We start from the raw sequence: 17296 nt of genomic DNA, 5'->3' as shown, positions 1-17296 counted from the left end.
GCTTGCTCCTTCGTCGCCTACGCAACGGCGCCTGACCGGCGGGACGGCCGCTGCGCGGCCTGCTCCTCCTCGAGGTCGGGGCGGGGTGGCCGAGTTCCCGGTCTGCGCCCACTATTTCGGCAGACGGATTATGTTTGTCGGCAGGGGTGGGGGCGATCGACATGATGAAGGAGCCGGCGTGCTCGAGGTGTTCCTGGTCGACGACCACGAGATCGTGCGGCGCGGGTTGATCGACCTGCTCGAAGGTGACCCAGAACTCACGGTGATCGGTCAGGCGGGTGGTGTCGCCGAGGCGATGGTGCGCATTCGCGAGGCCAGGCCCGACGTCGCGGTCCTGGATGTGCGCCTGCCCGACGGCAACGGCATCGAACTGTGCCGCAATCTGCTGGCCGAGTTCGACGACCTGCACTGCCTGATCCTCACCTCGTTCTCCGACGAGCACGCCATGCTCGACGCCATCCTGGCCGGTGCCAGCGGCTATGTGGTGAAGAACATCGACGGGATGAAGCTGGCCGACGCGATCAAACAGGTCGGCGCCGGTCACTCCCTGCTCGACACCCGCGCGGCCGACGCGTTGCGCGCCCGGCTGCGCCGCAGCACCGAACCCTCCGGCGCGCTGGCCGGGCTCACCGAACAGGAACGCCGATTACTCGAGCTGCTCGGCGAGGGACTCACCAACCGGCAGATCGCCGCGCGGATGTTCCTGGCCGAGAAGACGGTGAAGAACTACGTCTCCCGCCTGCTGGCCAAGCTCGGCGTCGAACGCCGCACCCAGGCCGCCGTCCTGGCGACCAAGCTGCGCGAGCCGTAAAGCTCAGGAGGGGACGACGATGGTGAGGTCGCCGTCGTAGCGGCGGTAGAGCAGGTTGCCGCGGCCGGTGTGACTGTCGGTGAAGAACAGATACGGCAGGCCGCCGGTGCACAGCACGTCGGATGCCTCGTCCTCGGCGTAGACCGGCGCGGCGTCCTGGACGACGCGGACCGGCATCGCGCTGGCGGTGAGCGGCAGCTCGGCCGAATCCCCCGCCGCGGCGGTGTGCCGCTGCCTGGCCAGACTGACGCCGTGCGGATCGGCCCAGGTGACGATCGCGTCCTCGCCGGTCTGGGCGTCGGTGAACAGGTAGGCGTCGTAGTCCATCGCGTCGAGCACGGTGCTGGCTTCCAGGGGGGTACCGGTCATCAGCGCACAGTCCTTGCGGCGGATGATCGGCCTTGTCTCGGTGATCTGGGCGAGCGGGCGCCGCGCCGGGTCCGGCCACGCGCCGCGCGCTTCCTTGCCCGCGCGCCGGGCCAGCTGACGGTCGAGGCGCTCGGCGGCGAAGGTGACGGCGAAGCCGCCCGGTCCGGTGACCTGCACGCGGGTGAGCGTGTCGTTGGTCCTGATGTTGGCCTGCACCAGGGTCGGCTCGTCGGAGCCCTGCGGCGCGGTGACGCGCACGCGGGCCGGACTGTCTAGGTGGTGCCTGCGCATCACGCGGGTGATGGCGCGGACAGCGCGGGTGACATCTTGCGGTGGTACCTCGCCGCGGGTGGTCACCGCGAGCTCCGGGTCCGCGGCGGTCGTCCAGTGCTGGGTCGTCGACAACGAATTCATCACTTGCCCCACTTCTCGATCCCTTTTCCCGGTGCCCTATGCCACCATTCCCCTCCGTGCGAGTGAAGGGCCGAAAGTCCCCACATTGCGGACTAGACTTTGCGTTCGACGGTTGGGGTGATGCGGCGACGGGATACGGCGATGGCGAATGACGGTCGGAATGGCCGCTATTCGGTGGGCCGGACCGTGTCGCAGCAGCGATTACGCGCGCTGCTCGGCGAGGTGGCCGACCGGGTCGAGGTGATGATCGGCTCGCGCGATCGGATGGACGGCCTGGTCGAGGCCATGCTGACAGTCACAGCGGGCCTCGACCTGGACGAAACGCTGCGCACGATCGTGCGCACGGCGATGAACCTGGTCGACGCCCGCTACGGCGCGCTCGCGGTGCGCGGCCACGATCGGCAGGTCTCGCAGTTCATCGACGAGGGCATGCCCGACCAGATCAGGAACCGGATCGAGCGATTACCCGCGGGTCACGGCGTGCTCGGTGCGGTGTTCGCGGAGAAAGCCCCGCTGCGGCTGGACGATCTCACCGAGCACGCCTCGTCGGTGGGTTTCCCGGCGGGCCATCCGCCGATGCACACGTTTCTCGGTGTGCCCGTGCGCATTCGGGACGAGGTCTTCGGCAGCCTGTATCTGACCGAGAAATTCGACGGTCAGCCGTTCACCGAGGAAGACGAGGTCCTCGTCCTGGCACTGGCGGCCGCGGCGGGAATCGCGGTCGACAACGCGCGCCTCTACGAACAGGCGCGCACCCGGCAGGCATGGATCGAAGCGACGCGCGATATCGCGACGGAGTTCCTGGCAGGCACCGAATCGGATCGGGTACTGGCGCATGTGGTCGATCACGCCCGCGGCCTGACCGGATCGCATCAGGCGTTTCTGGCCTCGGTGCCGGTGCCGGACGAATTACCCGGCGAGATCTCGGAATTGGTGATCACGCAATGGACCGGACCCGATGCCGGACAGGACTGGCAGACAGTCCCGATCGCGGGCACCGCGCTGGGTGACGCGTTCAGCAGGCGCACGCCGCTGCGCTTCGACGACATGTCGACGGCGACGCTCGGCGTGGAGTTCGCCGACGCCGAATCACCCGGCGCCGGGCCGGCTCTCGTGTTGCCACTGTGCACCCCCGACGCGACACTCGGTGTGCTGGTGACGATCCGGCCGCCCGGCTTCGCCCCGTATTCCGACGAGATGATGGAGCTGACGGCGGCGTTCTGCGATCAGGCCGCGCTCGCGGTCCGGCTGGCCGACGCCCAGCGGCGGATGCGCGAACTCGATATCGTCGCCGATCGCGACCGCATCGCCCGCGATCTGCACGACCACGTGATCCAGCGCTTGTTCGCGATCGGCCTGACGGTGCAGGCGACCATGCCCAAGGCAGTGGTTCCCGAAGTGCGGCAACGTCTCTCGACGGTCATCATGGATCTGCAGGAAGTGGTGCAGGAGATCAGGACCTCCATCTTCGACCTGCACGCCAGCGGTCCCGACCACAGCGCGGGGCTGCAGCAGCGCCTCGAGCTGGCGATCCGGCGCCAGACCGCCGACATCGCGTTGCGGGCGACGATCCAGGTGTCGGGTCCCCTGTCGGTGCTCGATCCGCAGCTGGCCGACCATGCCGAGGCCGTGGTCCGCGAGGCGGTGAGCAACGCGGTGCGCCATTCCGGGGCCGATACGGTCGCGATCGTCATCGACGTGGCCGACGATCTGACGATCACCGTCAGCGACAACGGCTGGGGCATCCCCAATCACGTGATCCGCAGCGGGCTGCGCAATCTCGAGCAGCGCGCCGAGGAGGCGGGCGGGCACTTCGACATCGGGCCCGCGCAGCGCCCCGACGCCGACGGCAATCACCCGGAGATGCCGGGAACCCAGCTGCGCTGGGCGGTGCCGCTGCCCCAGGATTCGCCGAGCACCGGCGGGTACGCGCTGGCCGGTGGGCCGGACGGGGGCGAGGGCGACTGAGCCCGGCGGTTCAGACGGGCCCTAGGACGACGGCGGCGTTGTTGCCGCCCATGCCCATCGACAGTTTCACCGTGAATCCGCCGGTCATCGGGGCTGGCCCGTCGAGCAGCCGCGGGTGCGCCGGCGCCATGACCGGCGCCGACACGGCGATGCCGCGCTCGTAGGACAGCGCGATCACCGCGACCTCGACGGCCGCGGACGCGCCCTGGCAGTGCCCGGTGAGCGGCTTGAGCGCGGTGATCACGGGGCGATCGCCGAAAACGGCGGTCAGGACGGCACGTTCGGCCGCGTCGCATTGCCTGGTGCCGGTGGCGTGGGCGTTGACGTACTGCACGTCGGCGGCGTCGATCCCCGCCACGGTCAGCGCGCGCTGGGCGCAGGCGATGAGCTGGGCATGGGTGGGCTCGACCGAGACGACGTGGAAGGCATCGTTGGTCATCGCGCCGCCCAGGATCCCGGCATAGGGCGTGTCGACGGCGTCGGAGAGCAGGAAGGCCACCGAGGCCTCCGCGATGGTGAAGCCCAGGGTGTCGTCCTGGAACGGTCTGCACGCGGTGAACGGGTCGGCGTCGGCGACCGCGGCGCCCAACCGGACGAAGTGCTCGAGCATGTCGGGCGTCGCCGAGATGTCGGTGGCGATGCACAGCACATCGTCGACCATGCCCGCGTCGCGCCACATCTTCGCGGTGAGCATCCCGGCGGTACCCGAACTGCACGCGGCGGACACGTTCATCGCGGGACCGTGGAAACCGAACTCCTGCATGACCACCGAGATCGGGGTCGACGGCAGCAACCGCAGGTAGTCACGGGATCGCCGGTGGCCGTGATCGACCAGATAGAAGTCGCGCCAGTCGGCGACATCGCCCAGGGTGAACGCGTGCACCAGGCCGACCGTCCGGCCTTGCCCGCGCCAGCCGCGGGCCTGCGCATCGGCCACCGCCTCGGCGGCCGCCGCGTACACGGCGCGCCCGAACAGACCGGAACCGTGAGCAGGATCACCACCGTCGGGTACCCTGCCCACCCAAGCGTGCTGATCGCGTTCGGGGCCGTAACCGGGGTACAGGCGGGCGGCCGGTTTCCCGCCCATCACCCCCTGCCACAACTCTTCGCGGCCCCAGCCGTAGCCGGAGACAACACCTATGCCTGCGATCGACATAGAATCGAGACGGTGGACCATGCCGCCGGGAAGCACGTCCGATTTCACATCGCTCCTCGCGGATCTCAGGGAGGCTCACCACAATAGTCCTGTTCGCCATCGCCAGACCAGGTCGAGATCGGGGGTATCGCAGTGGGAGAAGCCAATACCGACGCGGCGAGCGCCGAGCAGCTCGCGCAGCGGTACCGCTCGCTGGTCGAACACACGCCGGACGCGATCTGTGTGCACGAGGCGGGCACCGTCGTCTTCGTCAATCCCGCGATGGTGCGACTGCTCGGCGCGGGCTCGGCCGCCGACCTGCTCGGAATGCCGATTGTCCGGTTCGTCGATCCCGATTCGATCCCCGCGATGCTCGCGCGGATCGATCAGCTGACCGCCGAGGGCGCGGCCTCACCGCCCACCGAGATGGACCTGGTCCGCATGGACGGCCGCACGGTGCCGGTCCAGACGGTGTCGGTGCTCACCGCGTGGCAGGACAAACTCGCCTACCAGGTGGTCGTGCACGATCTGACCGCCCAGCGGGCCGCCGAGGCGTCGGCGCGGCGGGCCGAAGCGCACTTCACCACGGTGGTGTCGCAGCTGGAGGAGGGCGTGCTCGTCATCGATCGGCGCGGTCGGCTGGAGTCGATCAATCCGGCGGGCAAACGGATACTCGGCATCGACGACGCGACGCCGTTGGTCGGCCGCAGCATCGACGAACTGCCCGTGACCTTGATCGACCGCAACGGGCAGCCGCTGCCGAAGGCCCGGCATCCGATGGCGCACACCCTCGCGACCGGCGAGGCCGTCACTCAGTACATCTTCGGCGTCGAACACACCGACGGCACGCAGGTGTGGTTGTCGTGTAACTGCAGGCTGCTCAACCCGGACAGCCCGGATTCCTCCGGAGTGTCCTCCTTCGCCGACATCACCGAGTTCAGGGCCAGCAGGCGCCAGCTCGAATACCAGGCCACCCACGACGCGCTGACCGGGCTGGCCAATCGCTCGCTGATCCTGTCGCAGCTCTCGGCGGCGCTGGCCGACGAGGACGGCAGCCTGGTCACCACGGTGCTGTTCATCGATCTCGACGGCTTCAAGGCGATCAACGACACCCTCGGCCACGCGATCGGTGACACGGTGCTGCAGATCGTCGCCCAGCGGTTGCAGCGCGCGCTGCGCGCCGAGGACCTGGTCGGCAGGCTCGGCGGCGACGAATTCCTGGTGCTGCTCGCCGGACATCCGCACCGTGCCGACCTGCCCGGACTGATCGAGCGGCTGCGCACCACGATGGCCGAGCCGATCATCGCCCGCGGCCACCGGCTGGAGGTGAGCGCCTCGATCGGCGTCACCGAGCTCGGCCCGCACGAACTCCGCACTCCCGAGGCCGTCCTGCACGACGCCGACCTGGCGATGTACCGGGACAAGCCCTCGGGCCATCGTGACCTCGGTCTCGGTCAGAATCGTCGCTCGAACAACACCCACGCCTCCTGACAGACTGGTCGGCGTGATCGTCGAACACGCCGTGCTGCCCGTGCGCCCCGGACTCGCCGATGCCTTCGAGGCCGCGTTCGCGCAGGCGTATCCGATCATCGCGTCGATGCCCGGTTTCGGCGGGCTGTCGCTGTCGAAGTGCGTCGAACGTCCCGACAGCTATCTGCTGCTGGTGCGCTGGGCGCGGCTGACCGACCACACCGAGGGTTTCCGCGGATCGCCGGAATATCAGCGCTGGCGCGCGCTGTTGCATCACTTCTACGATCCGTTTCCCGTGGTCGAGCACTTCACGCCGATCGTCGGTGACGATCTGTTCGCCGAGTAGACTCGACAACTCTGTTCTCGCCGGTGACAAAGGAGTCCTGTTTTGCCCGACCGCCTCGCCGATGAACGCGCCGCGGAACAGCAGTACCTCTCGGTGCTCTACGACCGGCTCGACGGCATGCGCGACTATGCGCAGAACCGGCTGAAGACCGTGCTGCTGGAGTCCGGCGGCACCCCGCAGGCACGCAGTGAACGCGAGTCGTTCACCCAGCTCTACAGCGAGGACCTGGCCAAATACGACGCCGCCGAGCACGGTCTGTGCTTCGGCCGGATCGACCTGGACGGCAGCGAGCCCGAGTCCCGCTACATCGGCAGGCTCGGCATCCTCGACGAGGACAACGACTACGAGCCGCTGCTGCTGGACTGGCGCGCTCCCCTGGCTCGCCCGTTCTACCTGGCGACCACCGCCAACCCCGAGGACGTTGTCCGCCGCAGGCACATCCGTTCGCGCAACCGCGCGGTCACCGCGATCAACGACGAGTACCTGGATCTGCGCGCCGCCGAACGCGACGGCGTCGTCGGTGAGGACGACGGCGTCGGCGGCGAGAGCGCGCTGCTGTCGGCGCTCAACGCCGCCCGCACCGGGCACATGAACGACATCGTCGAGACGATCCAGAGCGAGCAGGACGCGATCATCCGCTCCGAGCACAAGAGCGTGCTCGTCGTGCAGGGCGGACCGGGCACCGGCAAGACCGCGGTCGCGCTGCATCGCGCCGCCTACCTGCTCTACACCTACCGTCAGCAGCTGGCCAAGAGCGGCGTGCTGATCATCGGCCCGAACGCCACCTTCCTCGACTACATCGGCCAGGTGCTGCCCTCGCTCGGTGAGACCGGCGTGCTGCTGTCCACCATCGGCGACCTGTACCCCGGGGTGAAGGCGGTCAGGGAGGATTCGCTGCGCGCCGGCGAGATCAAGGGCTCGCTCGACATGCTCGAGGTGCTCAAGCAGGCGGTGCGTGATCGTCAGGAAGTGCCGTCGGAGCCGGTGCGGCTCACCTTCAACGGCTACCCGGTCACGCTGGACCGCAAGATCGCGACCAAGGCCCGCGGCCGGGCCAGGTCGTCGCGGCGCCCGCACAATCTGGCCAGGCCGATCTTCGCGTCCTCGGTGATCGACGCTCTCACCGATCAGCTGGCGGCCACCATGGGCGCCGACCTGTCCGGCGGGACGAGCCTGCTCAGCTCGGCCGACCTCAGCGAGATCGGCGACGAGATGCGCGCCGACCCGCAGGTCCAGGCCGCGATCACCGCGCTGTGGCCGATCCTGTCGCCGCAGGATGTGCTGGCCGACCTGCTCGCCGATCCCGCCCGTCTCGACCGCGTCGCCAAGACGCTGAGCCCCGAGGACCGGGCCGAGCTGGTGCGCGACGACGACGGTACGTTCGGCGCCGCCGACGCACCGCTGCTCGACGAGCTGGCCGAACTGCTCGGCGTGGACGACACCGAGGAACGCGAGCGCGCCCGTCGCCGCTGGCGCGCCCAGCTGGCCGAGGCGCAGGACGCCCTCGACATCCTCACCGGTTCGGCGCCGCAGGACATCGAGGACGAGCTCGACCCCGAGATCCTGATGGCCTACGACCTCATCGACGCCTCCCAGCTGGCCCAGCGTCAGGAATTCGGCAACCGGCAGACCACCGCCGAGCGCGCCGCGGGCGACCGCACCTGGACCTACGGGCACGTGATCGTCGACGAGGCGCAGGAACTGTCGCAGATGGCGTGGCGGATGGTGATGCGGCGCATCCCGAACCGGTGGATCACGGTGGTCGGCGATGTCGCCCAGACCGGTGATCCGGCGGGCGCGTCGTCGTGGCAGCGGGTGCTGGAACCGTATGTGGCGCAACGCTGGAAGCTCACCGAGCTCACGGTGAACTACCGCACCCCGGCCGAGATCATGGCCGTCGCCGCCGATGTCCTGGCCGCGATCGACCCGGGCGTGCAGGTGCCGCGCTCGGTCCGCGACTCCGGCAATCCCCCGCGCGCACACCGGGTTCGGCCCGACGAGGTGGCAGGCGAACTGGCCCGGCTGCTCGAAGCCGAACACGGACCCGGCACCAGCGCGGTACTCGCGCCCGCGGCGCTCGTGCCCGAGCTGTCCGCGCTGGCCGGTGAATCGGTGCAGGTGCTGACCGTGCACGACGCGAAGGGCCTCGAGTTCGACCGGGTGTATCTGGCGGAACCACAGACGATCCTGGACGAATCACCGCGCGGCCTCAACGATCTCTACGTGGCGCTCACCCGCGCGACCCAGCGGCTGGCGGTCGTGCACACCGAGGACCTGCCCGAGGTGCTGTCCGCGCTGGGATAGGCGCTGCTCCCCGGAAAACACCTCGAGGGCGCCGCGATTGCGGCGCCCTCGAGGTGTTGATCGAAACAGAATCAGCGAACGGTGTGCACGATCAGCACGTCCGAGCGCGACTTGCGGGCCACATCCGAGGGCACCGAGCCGAGCAGGCGGCCGGTGAGGGTGTTCAGGCCCCGGTTACCGACGACGAGCAGGTCGGCCTTGGTCTCCTTGATCAGGTCGAGCAGCGAATCGACCGGCTCGCCGACGATCGCGCGCTCGACGATGTTCTTCGCACCGGCGGCTACGGCCTTCTCCCGGGCGACGTGCAGGATCTCGTTGGTCGGCGCCGAGCCACGCACCTGGTAGGCCTCGTCCTTGAGCACGTCGGCCGCGGCGGCGACGTCGCGATCGTCGGTCGGGAAGTAGGCACAGGCCAGCACGAGAGTCGCGTCCGCGTCGCCGGCGAGCGCTGCGGCCTTCTCCACGGCGACGTACGACGAATCCGAGCCATCAGTACCGACGACAATGGTCCGGTAGGCGGTCATCTCTCCTCCAACTTGGTCGGTGCCAGCGTCGAGCGACCCGGGAATCGAGCGTCAGCGCGGCAATGGGGTCGACCCTAACGCCAAAACAGGCCGATTTATCGACAAATCGCAACAGATCACATCGGGAGTGTTGACGCCGGTGTCCGTCGTACCGGTGGTCTTCGCGACAGCCGCGAAGATTCACCTGCGACAATCTGACCGCGAGTCACCGAAATTGTGGTCGATCACAACACAATCAACACGACTGCGCGACTGGGACTTTGCTCACATCAGCCGGAAAAACTGGGCAGGCCGCAGGCGGCGCTGCCGGTACCGGTCGATGGCGCGACGGTCACCGTGGTCGGCACGATCCAGCGGGTGCTGATGCCGACGACTTTCGCGGTCAATTCGTGCCGGCCTGCGGCGGCGGGCCGCCACGTCGTGGTGGTGTTGCCGATGGTGGGTACGCCGACGGTGCCGATCGCCACGCCGTTGTCGTAGAAGGTCACGTCGGCGCCGGAGTCACTGCTGCTGTAGCCGACGACGTTGACCGCGGTGACCGTGTACGAGCAGCCTGCCTGGTGATCGGAGCCCTCGACCGCGACGCGCTGGGTCGCGTCGGCGTGCGCGAACGGCGCGACGAGCGCGGCCGTGGTCAGGACCGTGGCGATACCGGAGCCTGCCAGCCCCAGCCGCGCGTTCCGGCGGAAAGATGTTGTCACCGTTGATGTCCTCACTCTCACGCGGCAGCGACCGCCGCGCATGCGGTGAGACTATCGACGGACACCACCGTCCCCCGCCGAAATGGCGATATTTCAGATACCCGATTTCTGGGGTCTCGACACCCCGTCAACCCAGCGTCGGTACCGCACTCGCCCGCGCTTTACGCGCGTATTCCCACGGCGACATCCCGATCTCGGCGGTGAATTCCCTACTGAAATGGGCCTGATCGAAATAGCCGAGGTCGGCGGCCAGCGTCGCCAGATCCGGCTTGCCACCGCGTGCGAGCAGATCGGCGGCGTCCTGCAACCGGAATCGGCACAGCACCCACTTCGGGCCCGCGCCGACATAGCGGCGGAACAGCCGTTGCAGAGTGCGGATCGGGACCGCGAAACGGTCGGTGATCTGGTCGACCCTGGTCAGGCCCGTATCGTCGGCCATGGCCGCGACGATGCCGGCCACGAGCGCGTACTGCGGGTCATCGGATCGGCCACGACCGGCGAAGAACTCCTCCACGATGACCGTCCGCGCCGCGTCGGACGGCTCCGCCAGCACCCGTTCGGCCAGGCCGGCAGCGGCAGGAAGGACATCGATCAGCGGAGCCGAATCATCACGCAGCGCACCGACATCCATGCCGGTGAACGCGCCGAACCCGCCTGGCCGGAACCGGATCCCGAATGTCTCCCCCGCACCCTCCAGCTCACGGACGTACTTCGTGGTGCTCACGCCGTTGACGAATCCACCCGTGCGGGTGCTACTGCGTTCGAAGGTGACATTCACACACGGAAAAGACAGGACTTCGGCGCGATAAGCAGGCTTGCCGCGCAGATTCCAGCGCACGACCCAATATCGGTCGGCGAATTCGGCCAGCGCGGGTCCGACCGCGAGCCGGTCCAGCGATCGATGCCTGGCCTGCTCGCCCGGGTGCAGAATGCCTTTCATATCACCGGGATCCGGCACCTCGCCCCGACCGGTCATCCGATCTGTCGCTTTCTTACAAGATCGGGCACGGCAGCTCGACCAGGATCGAAGACATGACCAATCCCGTTGCGCCCATCCCGGAGGGCTACCACTCCATCACCTGTTTCCTGGCCGTGCCGGACGGCAACGCGGCCATCAGCTTCTACACCGAGGTCTTCGGCGCGAAGGTGCTCAGCCGGGCCGATCTGCCCGACGGGCAGCCCGCGCACGCGGAACTGCTGATCGGCGATTCGACCATCCAGCTCGGAATGCCCATGCCCGACAACAACGTTCGTGCGCCCGAGGACTGGGTACACACCTCGATCGTGCATTACTGCCCGGACGTCGACGCCGTGATCGCCCGCGCGATCGCCCAGGGCGCCCGCATCGCCGAGGAACCGCAGACCTTCGTCAACGGCGAGCGGTTCGGTGTGGTCATCGACCCGTTCGGCCACCGGTGGGCGGTGATCACCCGGATCGAGGAGATGTCGCGCGAGGAAGCCGATCGCCGGATCGCCGAATGGATGGCAGAGTCCTATTAGCGGCTGGCGCCGCGGGGTTTTCGGCCCCTTGTGCCTCACGTCCGAGGAGCGATACTGCGCCTGCGGCGTTCCGTCTCGCTCCTCGGACGCGAGGCGGCCGAAAACCCGTGGTGGCCGGGTCGACATCGTCAGCTGAGCCCCGCGGCGTCCATGCCGCGGAGTTCCTTCTTCAGGTCGGCGATCTCGTCGCGCAGGCGGCCCGCCAGCTCGAACTGGAGCTCCCGCGCCGCGTTCATCATCTGATCGGTGAGCGAGGCGACCAGGTCGGCCAGTTCCGCGCGCGGCATGGATTTCACATCGCGTTCGGCGTAGATGCCCGCGCTGACCGCGCGTCCCGGCTCGCCCTGGGCGCGCCTGCCGCGGCTGACATTGCGGCCCGAACCACCGACGGCCACTTCGTCGTCGGCCTCGGAGTACACCTGGTCCAGGATGTCGGCGATCTTCTTGCGCAGCGGCTGCGGGTCGATGCCGTTGGCCGCGTTGTAGGCGACCTGCTTGGCGCGGCGGCGGTCGGTCTCGTCGATCGCGTGCCGCATCGAGTCGGTGATCTTGTCCGCGTACATGTGCACTTCGCCGGAGACGTTGCGCGCCGCGCGGCCGATGGTCTGGATGAGGCTGGTGCTCGACCGCAGGAACCCTTCCTTGTCGGCGTCGAGGATCGCCACCAGCGACACCTCGGGCAGGTCGAGGCCCTCACGCAGCAGGTTGATGCCGACCAGCACGTCGTATTCGCCCAGACGCAGCTGGCGCAGCAGCTCCACCCGGCGCAGGGTGTCGATCTCGGAGTGCAGGTAGCGCACCCGCACGCCGAGGCCGAGCAGATAGTCGGTGAGGTCCTCGGCCATCTTCTTGGTGAGGGTGGTGACCAGCACGCGCTCGTCGCGCTCGGTGCGCTGGCGGATCTCGTGCACCAGATCGTCGATCTGGCCCTTGGTCGGCTTTACCACGACCTGCGGGTCGACCAGGCCGGTCGGGCGGATCACCTGCTCGACGACCTCACCGCCCACCTGGCCGAGCTCGTACGGACCCGGCGTCGCGGACAGGTACACCGCCTGACCGATCCGTTCGGCGAACTCCTCCCAGGTCAGCGGCCTGTTGTCGACCGCCGACGGCAACCGGAAACCGAACTCGACCAGGTTGCGCTTGCGCGACATGTCACCTTCGAACATGCCGCCGATCTGCGGCACGGTGACGTGCGACTCGTCGATGACGAGCAGGAAATCGTCGGGGAAGTAATCCAGCAGGGTGGCGGGCGCCGACCCGGCCGGGCGGCCGTCGATGTGGCGCGAGTAGTTCTCGATGCCGGAGCAGAACCCGACCTGGCGAATCATCTCGAGGTCGTACTCGGTGCGCATACGCAACCGCTGCGCCTCGAGCAGCTTGCCCTGCTTGTCCAGCTCGGCCAGCCGCTCGGCCAACTCGGCCTCGATATCGGCGACCGCGCGCTCCATCCGCTCCGGCCCTGCCACGTAGTGGGTGGCCGGGAAGATGCGCAGCGAGTCGACCTGGCGCACCACGTCGCCGGTGAGCGGATGCAGGTAGTACAGCGCCTCGATCTCGTCACCGAAGAACTCGATGCGGACCGCGAGCTCCTCGTAGGACGGGATGATCTCGACGGTGTCGCCGCGCACCCGGAACGAGCCGCGGGTGAACGCCATGTCGTTGCGGGTGTACTGCACGTCGACCAGCAGGCGCAGCAGTGCGTCGCGGTCGATCTCGGAGCCGACCTCGAGCTGCACGGAACGATCCAGGTACGACTGCGGGGTACCGAGGCCGTAGATGCACGACACCGAGGCGACCACGACGACGTCGCGACGCGAGAGCAGGCTCGAGGTCGCCGAGTGCCGCAGCCGCTCGACGTCGTCGTTGATCGAGCTGTCCTTCTCGATGTAGGTATCGGTCTGGGCGATGTAGGCCTCGGGCTGGTAGTAGTCGTAGTACGAGACGAAGTACTCGACCGCGTTGTGCGGCAACATCTCCCGCAGCTCGTTGGCCAGCTGGGCGGCGAGGGTCTTGTTCGGCGCCATCACCAGCGTCGGCCGTTGCAGCTTCTCGATCAGCCAGGCCGTGGTCGCCGACTTACCGGTACCGGTGGCGCCGAGCAGGACGACGTCCTTCTCCCCCGCGGTGATCCGCCGCTCCAGCTCGGCGATGGCGGCAGGCTGGTCGCCGGCGGGCTTGTGCTCGCTGACCACCTCGAATTGTCCGCCCGCACGCTCGATGGTGCCGACGGGCCGGTGCTCGGAATGAGCCAGCGGATGCCCCCGCTCCTCATACCCTTCCGTCGGAATCTCGGTTGCGAATGCCATGCACACCAGGTTAGGCCCGACCACCGACAAGTCGCACGGACAGCCTGCGCACCGGCCCCGATCCGGCGACACACCTGCGCCACGCCGAGCCACCGCCCGCCGCCGCGGTGTCTTCCCGGTGAACTTCTGCTCATCGAGAAGGCCGCTCACCTGCGCGAACGCCGCGCCACTTGTGGGCCCGCAGCATCGTGGCGACCACGCGCTCGCGACCACATCTCCTGGTCCGGCCCGTACCGGCGATCACCCAGCCGCGCCCCGGCTACTTCGGAGCATTCCCGGGTCATGCCCGAAAAGTCCCATGTCCCAAGGATATTCACAGCGATGCGGTCCAGCGGACACGGTGCGTGACGCACATCCGGGCGTACCCTGAGCTGATCATCGGCACGTGGTGAAGGACAAGGCCATGAGCGCACTTCTTCCTCTACTCGTCGCGGCTCCGGCGGTCACCGGATTCGCCGGATACTTCGCGCGGGAGATCCGCGGCCAGCAGCCGCCGCCCGCCGCGACACCCACCGCCCCGCCGCCCGGTCGTCTCCGGGTCGAGTACTTCGACGTGGCTGAGCTCACCAGCACCGATGCCAAGGGCTACATCCGGCCCGTCGACCGGTACGAGGTGCAGCCGTGGGGCGTGTACCTGGCCCGCACCGTCGACCGGCCGCGTGGCCGCTACGAGGAGTCCTGGCTGCTGCCCGGCCCCGCCGTCCGCGCCACCATCGCGCACGATCGCCGCGGTGACCACCGCAGCCACGACTATGTCCTCGACATCGTCGAGTTCGTCCAGGTCGGCCCCAAGCGCTGGAAGGCCACCGACTACTTCCTCGACATCGCCGTCCGCCGCGGCCGGTCGGCAACCCTGCGAGGCACGGCCGAGCTGCTGGCCGCCCACGCCGCGGGCCACGTCGACACCGCCCAGGCCGATCGCGCCTTCGAGCGGGCCGCGGCCGCCCTCGACGGCCTCGCCGCCAACGACCACGATGTCGAGCAGTGGCTGCGCTCGCGGGAGATCACCCTGACCTGGATGTGAGCGGGCAGGCCCGCTCACCGGTAGATTTTCCGGTCATGACGCAGGCATCCACCGTGCACGTGCATCCACCCAAGGTCGAGTACTTCGATATCGCGGCGCGGACGAACACCGATCCGAAGGGGTTCGTCCGGCCGGTCGAGGTCTACCGGGAGGAACCGTGGGGCCTGTACATGGGCCGCCACTCCGATCATCCGAACTTCCACTACCTGCAATCGTGGGTGCTGCCGGAGCTGTCGCTGCGCGCGACGAAATTCCACTACAACCCGGGTGTCGACCAGTGGCAGGACGTCTACGTCGACGTCGGCGCGTTCACCAGGGAATCGGCCACGCTGTGGAAATCGGTCGACCACTACCTGGATCTGCTGGTGCGCACCGGTCGCGAGGTCGAGCTGGTCGACGTCGACGAATTGCTGGCCGCCCACGTCGACGGCCTGCTGGACACGGCGCAATGCCAGGCCGCGATCGCACACGCGACCGCGGCGATCGCCGGGATGGCCGCGCACGGCCACTCGCTAGAGGGCTGGCTCACCACCCTCGGTATGACCCTGACCTGGCGCTGAAACGACGAACCGCCCGGACCTTCGGCAGAAGGTCCGGGCGGTCGCCGATCGGATCAGCCGGCCGACAGGCTCGGGAACAGATCCGCCAGACCGCCGCCGCAGCCCGCGCTGCCGGTCGCGGCGGCCTCACCCACGGTGACGGTGATCGAGTCGCTGATCAGCAGCTGACGCGCCTCGAGCTTGTGCTGACCCGCTGTGGTGGGCTTCCAGGTGATGCTCACCGTGCCGGAGAGCAGCGACGGCGACACCGGGCTGCCCGGAATGTCGACACCGTTGTCGGTGAACTTCACCGAGGTCAGCCGGTCTACCTCGACGCTGGCGGTCAGCTTGTAACTGCACCCGACCTTGTGGTCGCTGCCCGCCACAGTCAGGTTGCCGACCCAGGCCGAGGCCTGCGGGGCGGCCAGCACGATGCTGGCGGCGACGGCGCCGAATGCGGTGATACCGAAGCCCGCACGGCCGAACCGACGATGATGTGTTGTCATACGCGCTACAACTTCCCTGTGAACCGAGTCACCGCCTGGTGACTCGGCACAATGTACACAGCGCGCGACGCCGCTCGGCCGCTTTTTGAAACATTGATGTTTAACAGATTGATCTCGGGTCAGACGCGCGCGTGAGCCCACTCGGTGACCACCGGATAGACGGCGTCGAACCACGGTTCCTTCACCGCGTAGTAGGCCTCGCCCGCCGCGTCACCGGCCTTGCCCGCGGCCGCCTGCTCGGCCTCGCGCTTGACCGTCAGGTACGCGTCCCTGGCGTCCGCGTCGGCGCGCAGCCAATCACGCAGGTCGAGCGCGAACCGCTGTCCTGGCGAATCCTGCACGCGCAGATGGATGTTCGCCGGGCGCGCGGGATCGGCGTTGCCGTGCAAGCGCTTTCCCCAGCGAGCCAGGTCGGTGCCGTCGGGGTCACCGGGTGTCGGCTTCGGGTTGTCGTGGGTGGCCTGGGGCGCGAGCGGGAACCCCGCGCCGGCGAGCGCCTCGGCCAGCGACTCGGCGGTGGTCATATCGGCCACCGTCACCTGGATATCGATGATGTCCTTGGCGGGCAGGCCGTGCACCGCGGTGGACCCGACATGGTCGATCCGCACCGCCGACGCGCCGCACACCAGGTGCAGCCGGGCGATGATCCGCCGCGCCTGGGCGCCCCATTCCGGGTCGGCGGGCACCAGGTGGTAGCCGGCCCTGGCACGCGTCCCTTCGCGCTGATTGCGTTCGAACGGCACCAGCCGGTCCGCCCACAGGGCCCGCACCTGTGCCTCGACGACCTCGGGGGCGCCGTTGTTGTCCAACCAGACATCGGCGACCGCGTGCCGCTGCTCGTCGGTGGCCTGCGCGGCGATCCTGGTCCGCGCGTCGGCCTCGGCGACCCCGCGATGTTCCACCAGCCTGCGCAGCCGGGTCTCGACCTCGGCGCCGACGACAAGGACCAGCTGCATCAGCGGCGCGAGCCCGTTCTCCACCAGCAGCGGAATGTCTTGCACGACAATCGCGTCCGCGGGCGCGGCGCCGATCAGCTCGGCGGTGCGGGCACCGACCAGCGGATGGGTGATGGCGTTGAGCGTGCCCCGTGACTCGTCGTCGGCGAAGGCCACCGCGGCCAGCGCGGGCCGGTCCAGGCTGCCGTCGGCGGCGAGGATGCCCGCACCGAACGCCTCGACCAGCGCGGCCAGACCCGGCGTGCCAGGCGCGACGACCTCACGGGCGATCGCGTCGGAGTCGATCAGCACCGCCCCGCACTCGACCAGGGTCCGCGCCACTGTGGATTTACCCGCTCCCATGCCTCCGGTGAGGCCGATCCGCAACATGGCGCCCAGTCTCGCAGACGGCGTCGCGCCACGGTCCGCTCCGTCGGATTC

Annotated in this window: 16 protein-coding genes; 8 read left to right on the top strand and 8 right to left on the bottom strand. The window is 68.7% G+C overall.

Features of this window, described 5'->3' with window-relative positions; all coding sequences use genetic code 11:
• Positions 1-178 precede the first annotated feature (178 nt).
• Complete coding sequence (locus ACWF9G_RS30635; protein WP_189034038.1) at positions 179-811, top strand: response regulator transcription factor; 633 nt, start codon at positions 179-181, stop codon at positions 809-811.
• A gap of 3 nt (positions 812-814) precedes the next feature.
• On the opposite strand, the gene ACWF9G_RS30630 is transcribed toward ACWF9G_RS30635, so the two are convergent.
• Positions 815-1594 carry a sigma 54 modulation/S30EA ribosomal C-terminal domain-containing protein gene (locus ACWF9G_RS30630; RefSeq protein ID WP_379310829.1) on the bottom strand — a complete coding sequence of 260 codons (780 nt, stop codon included), beginning with the start codon at positions 1592-1594 and terminating at the stop codon, positions 815-817.
• Positions 1595-1735: 141 nt separating this feature from the next.
• On the opposite strand from ACWF9G_RS30630, the gene ACWF9G_RS30625 reads away from it, so the two are divergent.
• Positions 1736-3562, top strand: coding sequence for a GAF domain-containing protein (locus ACWF9G_RS30625; protein WP_452519594.1), 1827 nt, complete (start codon positions 1736-1738; stop codon positions 3560-3562).
• A gap of 10 nt (positions 3563-3572) precedes the next feature.
• On the opposite strand, the gene ACWF9G_RS30620 is transcribed toward ACWF9G_RS30625, so the two are convergent.
• Positions 3573-4766 carry a beta-ketoacyl synthase N-terminal-like domain-containing protein gene (locus tag ACWF9G_RS30620; protein ID WP_452519593.1) on the bottom strand — a complete coding sequence of 398 codons (1194 nt, stop codon included), beginning with the start codon at positions 4764-4766 and terminating at the stop codon, positions 3573-3575.
• Between the two features lie 84 nt (positions 4767-4850).
• On the opposite strand from ACWF9G_RS30620, the gene ACWF9G_RS30615 reads away from it, so the two are divergent.
• From ACWF9G_RS30615 to ACWF9G_RS30605, 3 genes are read left to right on the top strand one after another with little or no spacing between them, the layout of a single operon-like run.
• Positions 4851-6188 carry a diguanylate cyclase domain-containing protein gene (locus ACWF9G_RS30615; protein WP_452519592.1) on the top strand — a complete coding sequence of 446 codons (1338 nt, stop codon included), beginning with the start codon at positions 4851-4853 and terminating at the stop codon, positions 6186-6188.
• A gap of 13 nt (positions 6189-6201) precedes the next feature.
• Entirely contained in the window at positions 6202-6513 is a 312-nt protein-coding gene (locus ACWF9G_RS30610) for an antibiotic biosynthesis monooxygenase family protein (protein ID WP_379310833.1), read from the top strand.
• 42 nt (positions 6514-6555) lie between these two features.
• Complete coding sequence (locus ACWF9G_RS30605; RefSeq protein ID WP_452519590.1) at positions 6556-8817, top strand: HelD family protein; 2262 nt, start codon at positions 6556-6558, stop codon at positions 8815-8817.
• A gap of 71 nt (positions 8818-8888) precedes the next feature.
• Here the strand turns inward: ACWF9G_RS30605 and ACWF9G_RS30600 are convergent, their stop codons facing one another.
• From ACWF9G_RS30600 to ACWF9G_RS30590, 3 genes are all read right to left on the bottom strand, one after another.
• Complete coding sequence (locus ACWF9G_RS30600) at positions 8889-9341, bottom strand: universal stress protein (protein WP_379038837.1); 453 nt, start codon at positions 9339-9341, stop codon at positions 8889-8891.
• A 269-nt stretch (positions 9342-9610) separates the two neighbouring features.
• Positions 9611-10042: a hypothetical protein gene (locus ACWF9G_RS30595; RefSeq protein ID WP_379310835.1), complete on the bottom strand. Its 432-nt coding sequence runs from the start codon at positions 10040-10042 to the stop codon at positions 9611-9613.
• Between the two features lie 127 nt (positions 10043-10169).
• Positions 10170-10982 carry an AraC family transcriptional regulator gene (locus tag ACWF9G_RS30590; RefSeq protein WP_452519587.1) on the bottom strand — a complete coding sequence of 271 codons (813 nt, stop codon included), beginning with the start codon at positions 10980-10982 and terminating at the stop codon, positions 10170-10172.
• A 92-nt stretch (positions 10983-11074) separates the two neighbouring features.
• Between ACWF9G_RS30590 and ACWF9G_RS30585 the strand changes: the two genes are divergently transcribed.
• The gene (locus ACWF9G_RS30585; RefSeq protein WP_452519585.1) at positions 11075-11542 is read left to right on the top strand and encodes a VOC family protein; all 468 of its coding nucleotides are present in this window, start codon (positions 11075-11077) and stop codon (positions 11540-11542) included.
• A gap of 128 nt (positions 11543-11670) precedes the next feature.
• Here the strand turns inward: ACWF9G_RS30585 and uvrB are convergent, their stop codons facing one another.
• A complete protein-coding gene (gene uvrB, locus ACWF9G_RS30580) occupies positions 11671-13851 on the bottom strand; it encodes an excinuclease ABC subunit UvrB (RefSeq protein WP_452519583.1) in 2181 nt (726 codons plus the stop codon).
• 403 nt (positions 13852-14254) lie between these two features.
• Between uvrB and ACWF9G_RS30575 the strand changes: the two genes are divergently transcribed.
• Together ACWF9G_RS30575 and ACWF9G_RS30570 are read left to right on the top strand one after the other, a co-directional pair.
• Complete coding sequence (locus tag ACWF9G_RS30575) at positions 14255-14875, top strand: DUF402 domain-containing protein (RefSeq protein WP_379310840.1); 621 nt, start codon at positions 14255-14257, stop codon at positions 14873-14875.
• Between the two features lie 59 nt (positions 14876-14934).
• Positions 14935-15435 carry a DUF402 domain-containing protein gene (locus ACWF9G_RS30570; RefSeq protein ID WP_379310842.1) on the top strand — a complete coding sequence of 167 codons (501 nt, stop codon included), beginning with the start codon at positions 14935-14937 and terminating at the stop codon, positions 15433-15435.
• 53 nt (positions 15436-15488) lie between these two features.
• Here the strand turns inward: ACWF9G_RS30570 and ACWF9G_RS30565 are convergent, their stop codons facing one another.
• Both ACWF9G_RS30565 and coaE read right to left on the bottom strand, forming a co-directional pair.
• Complete coding sequence (locus ACWF9G_RS30565) at positions 15489-15920, bottom strand: hypothetical protein (RefSeq protein ID WP_378853664.1); 432 nt, start codon at positions 15918-15920, stop codon at positions 15489-15491.
• 119 nt (positions 15921-16039) lie between these two features.
• A complete protein-coding gene (gene coaE, locus ACWF9G_RS30560) occupies positions 16040-17245 on the bottom strand; it encodes a dephospho-CoA kinase (protein WP_452519582.1) in 1206 nt (401 codons plus the stop codon).
• Between the last annotated feature and the right edge of the window lie 51 nt (positions 17246-17296).

Source organism: Nocardia sp. NPDC055029 (genome assembly GCF_053608525.1).
The sequence above is the reverse complement of the archived record's forward strand: the minus strand, read 5'-3'. Positions and strand labels throughout refer to the sequence as shown.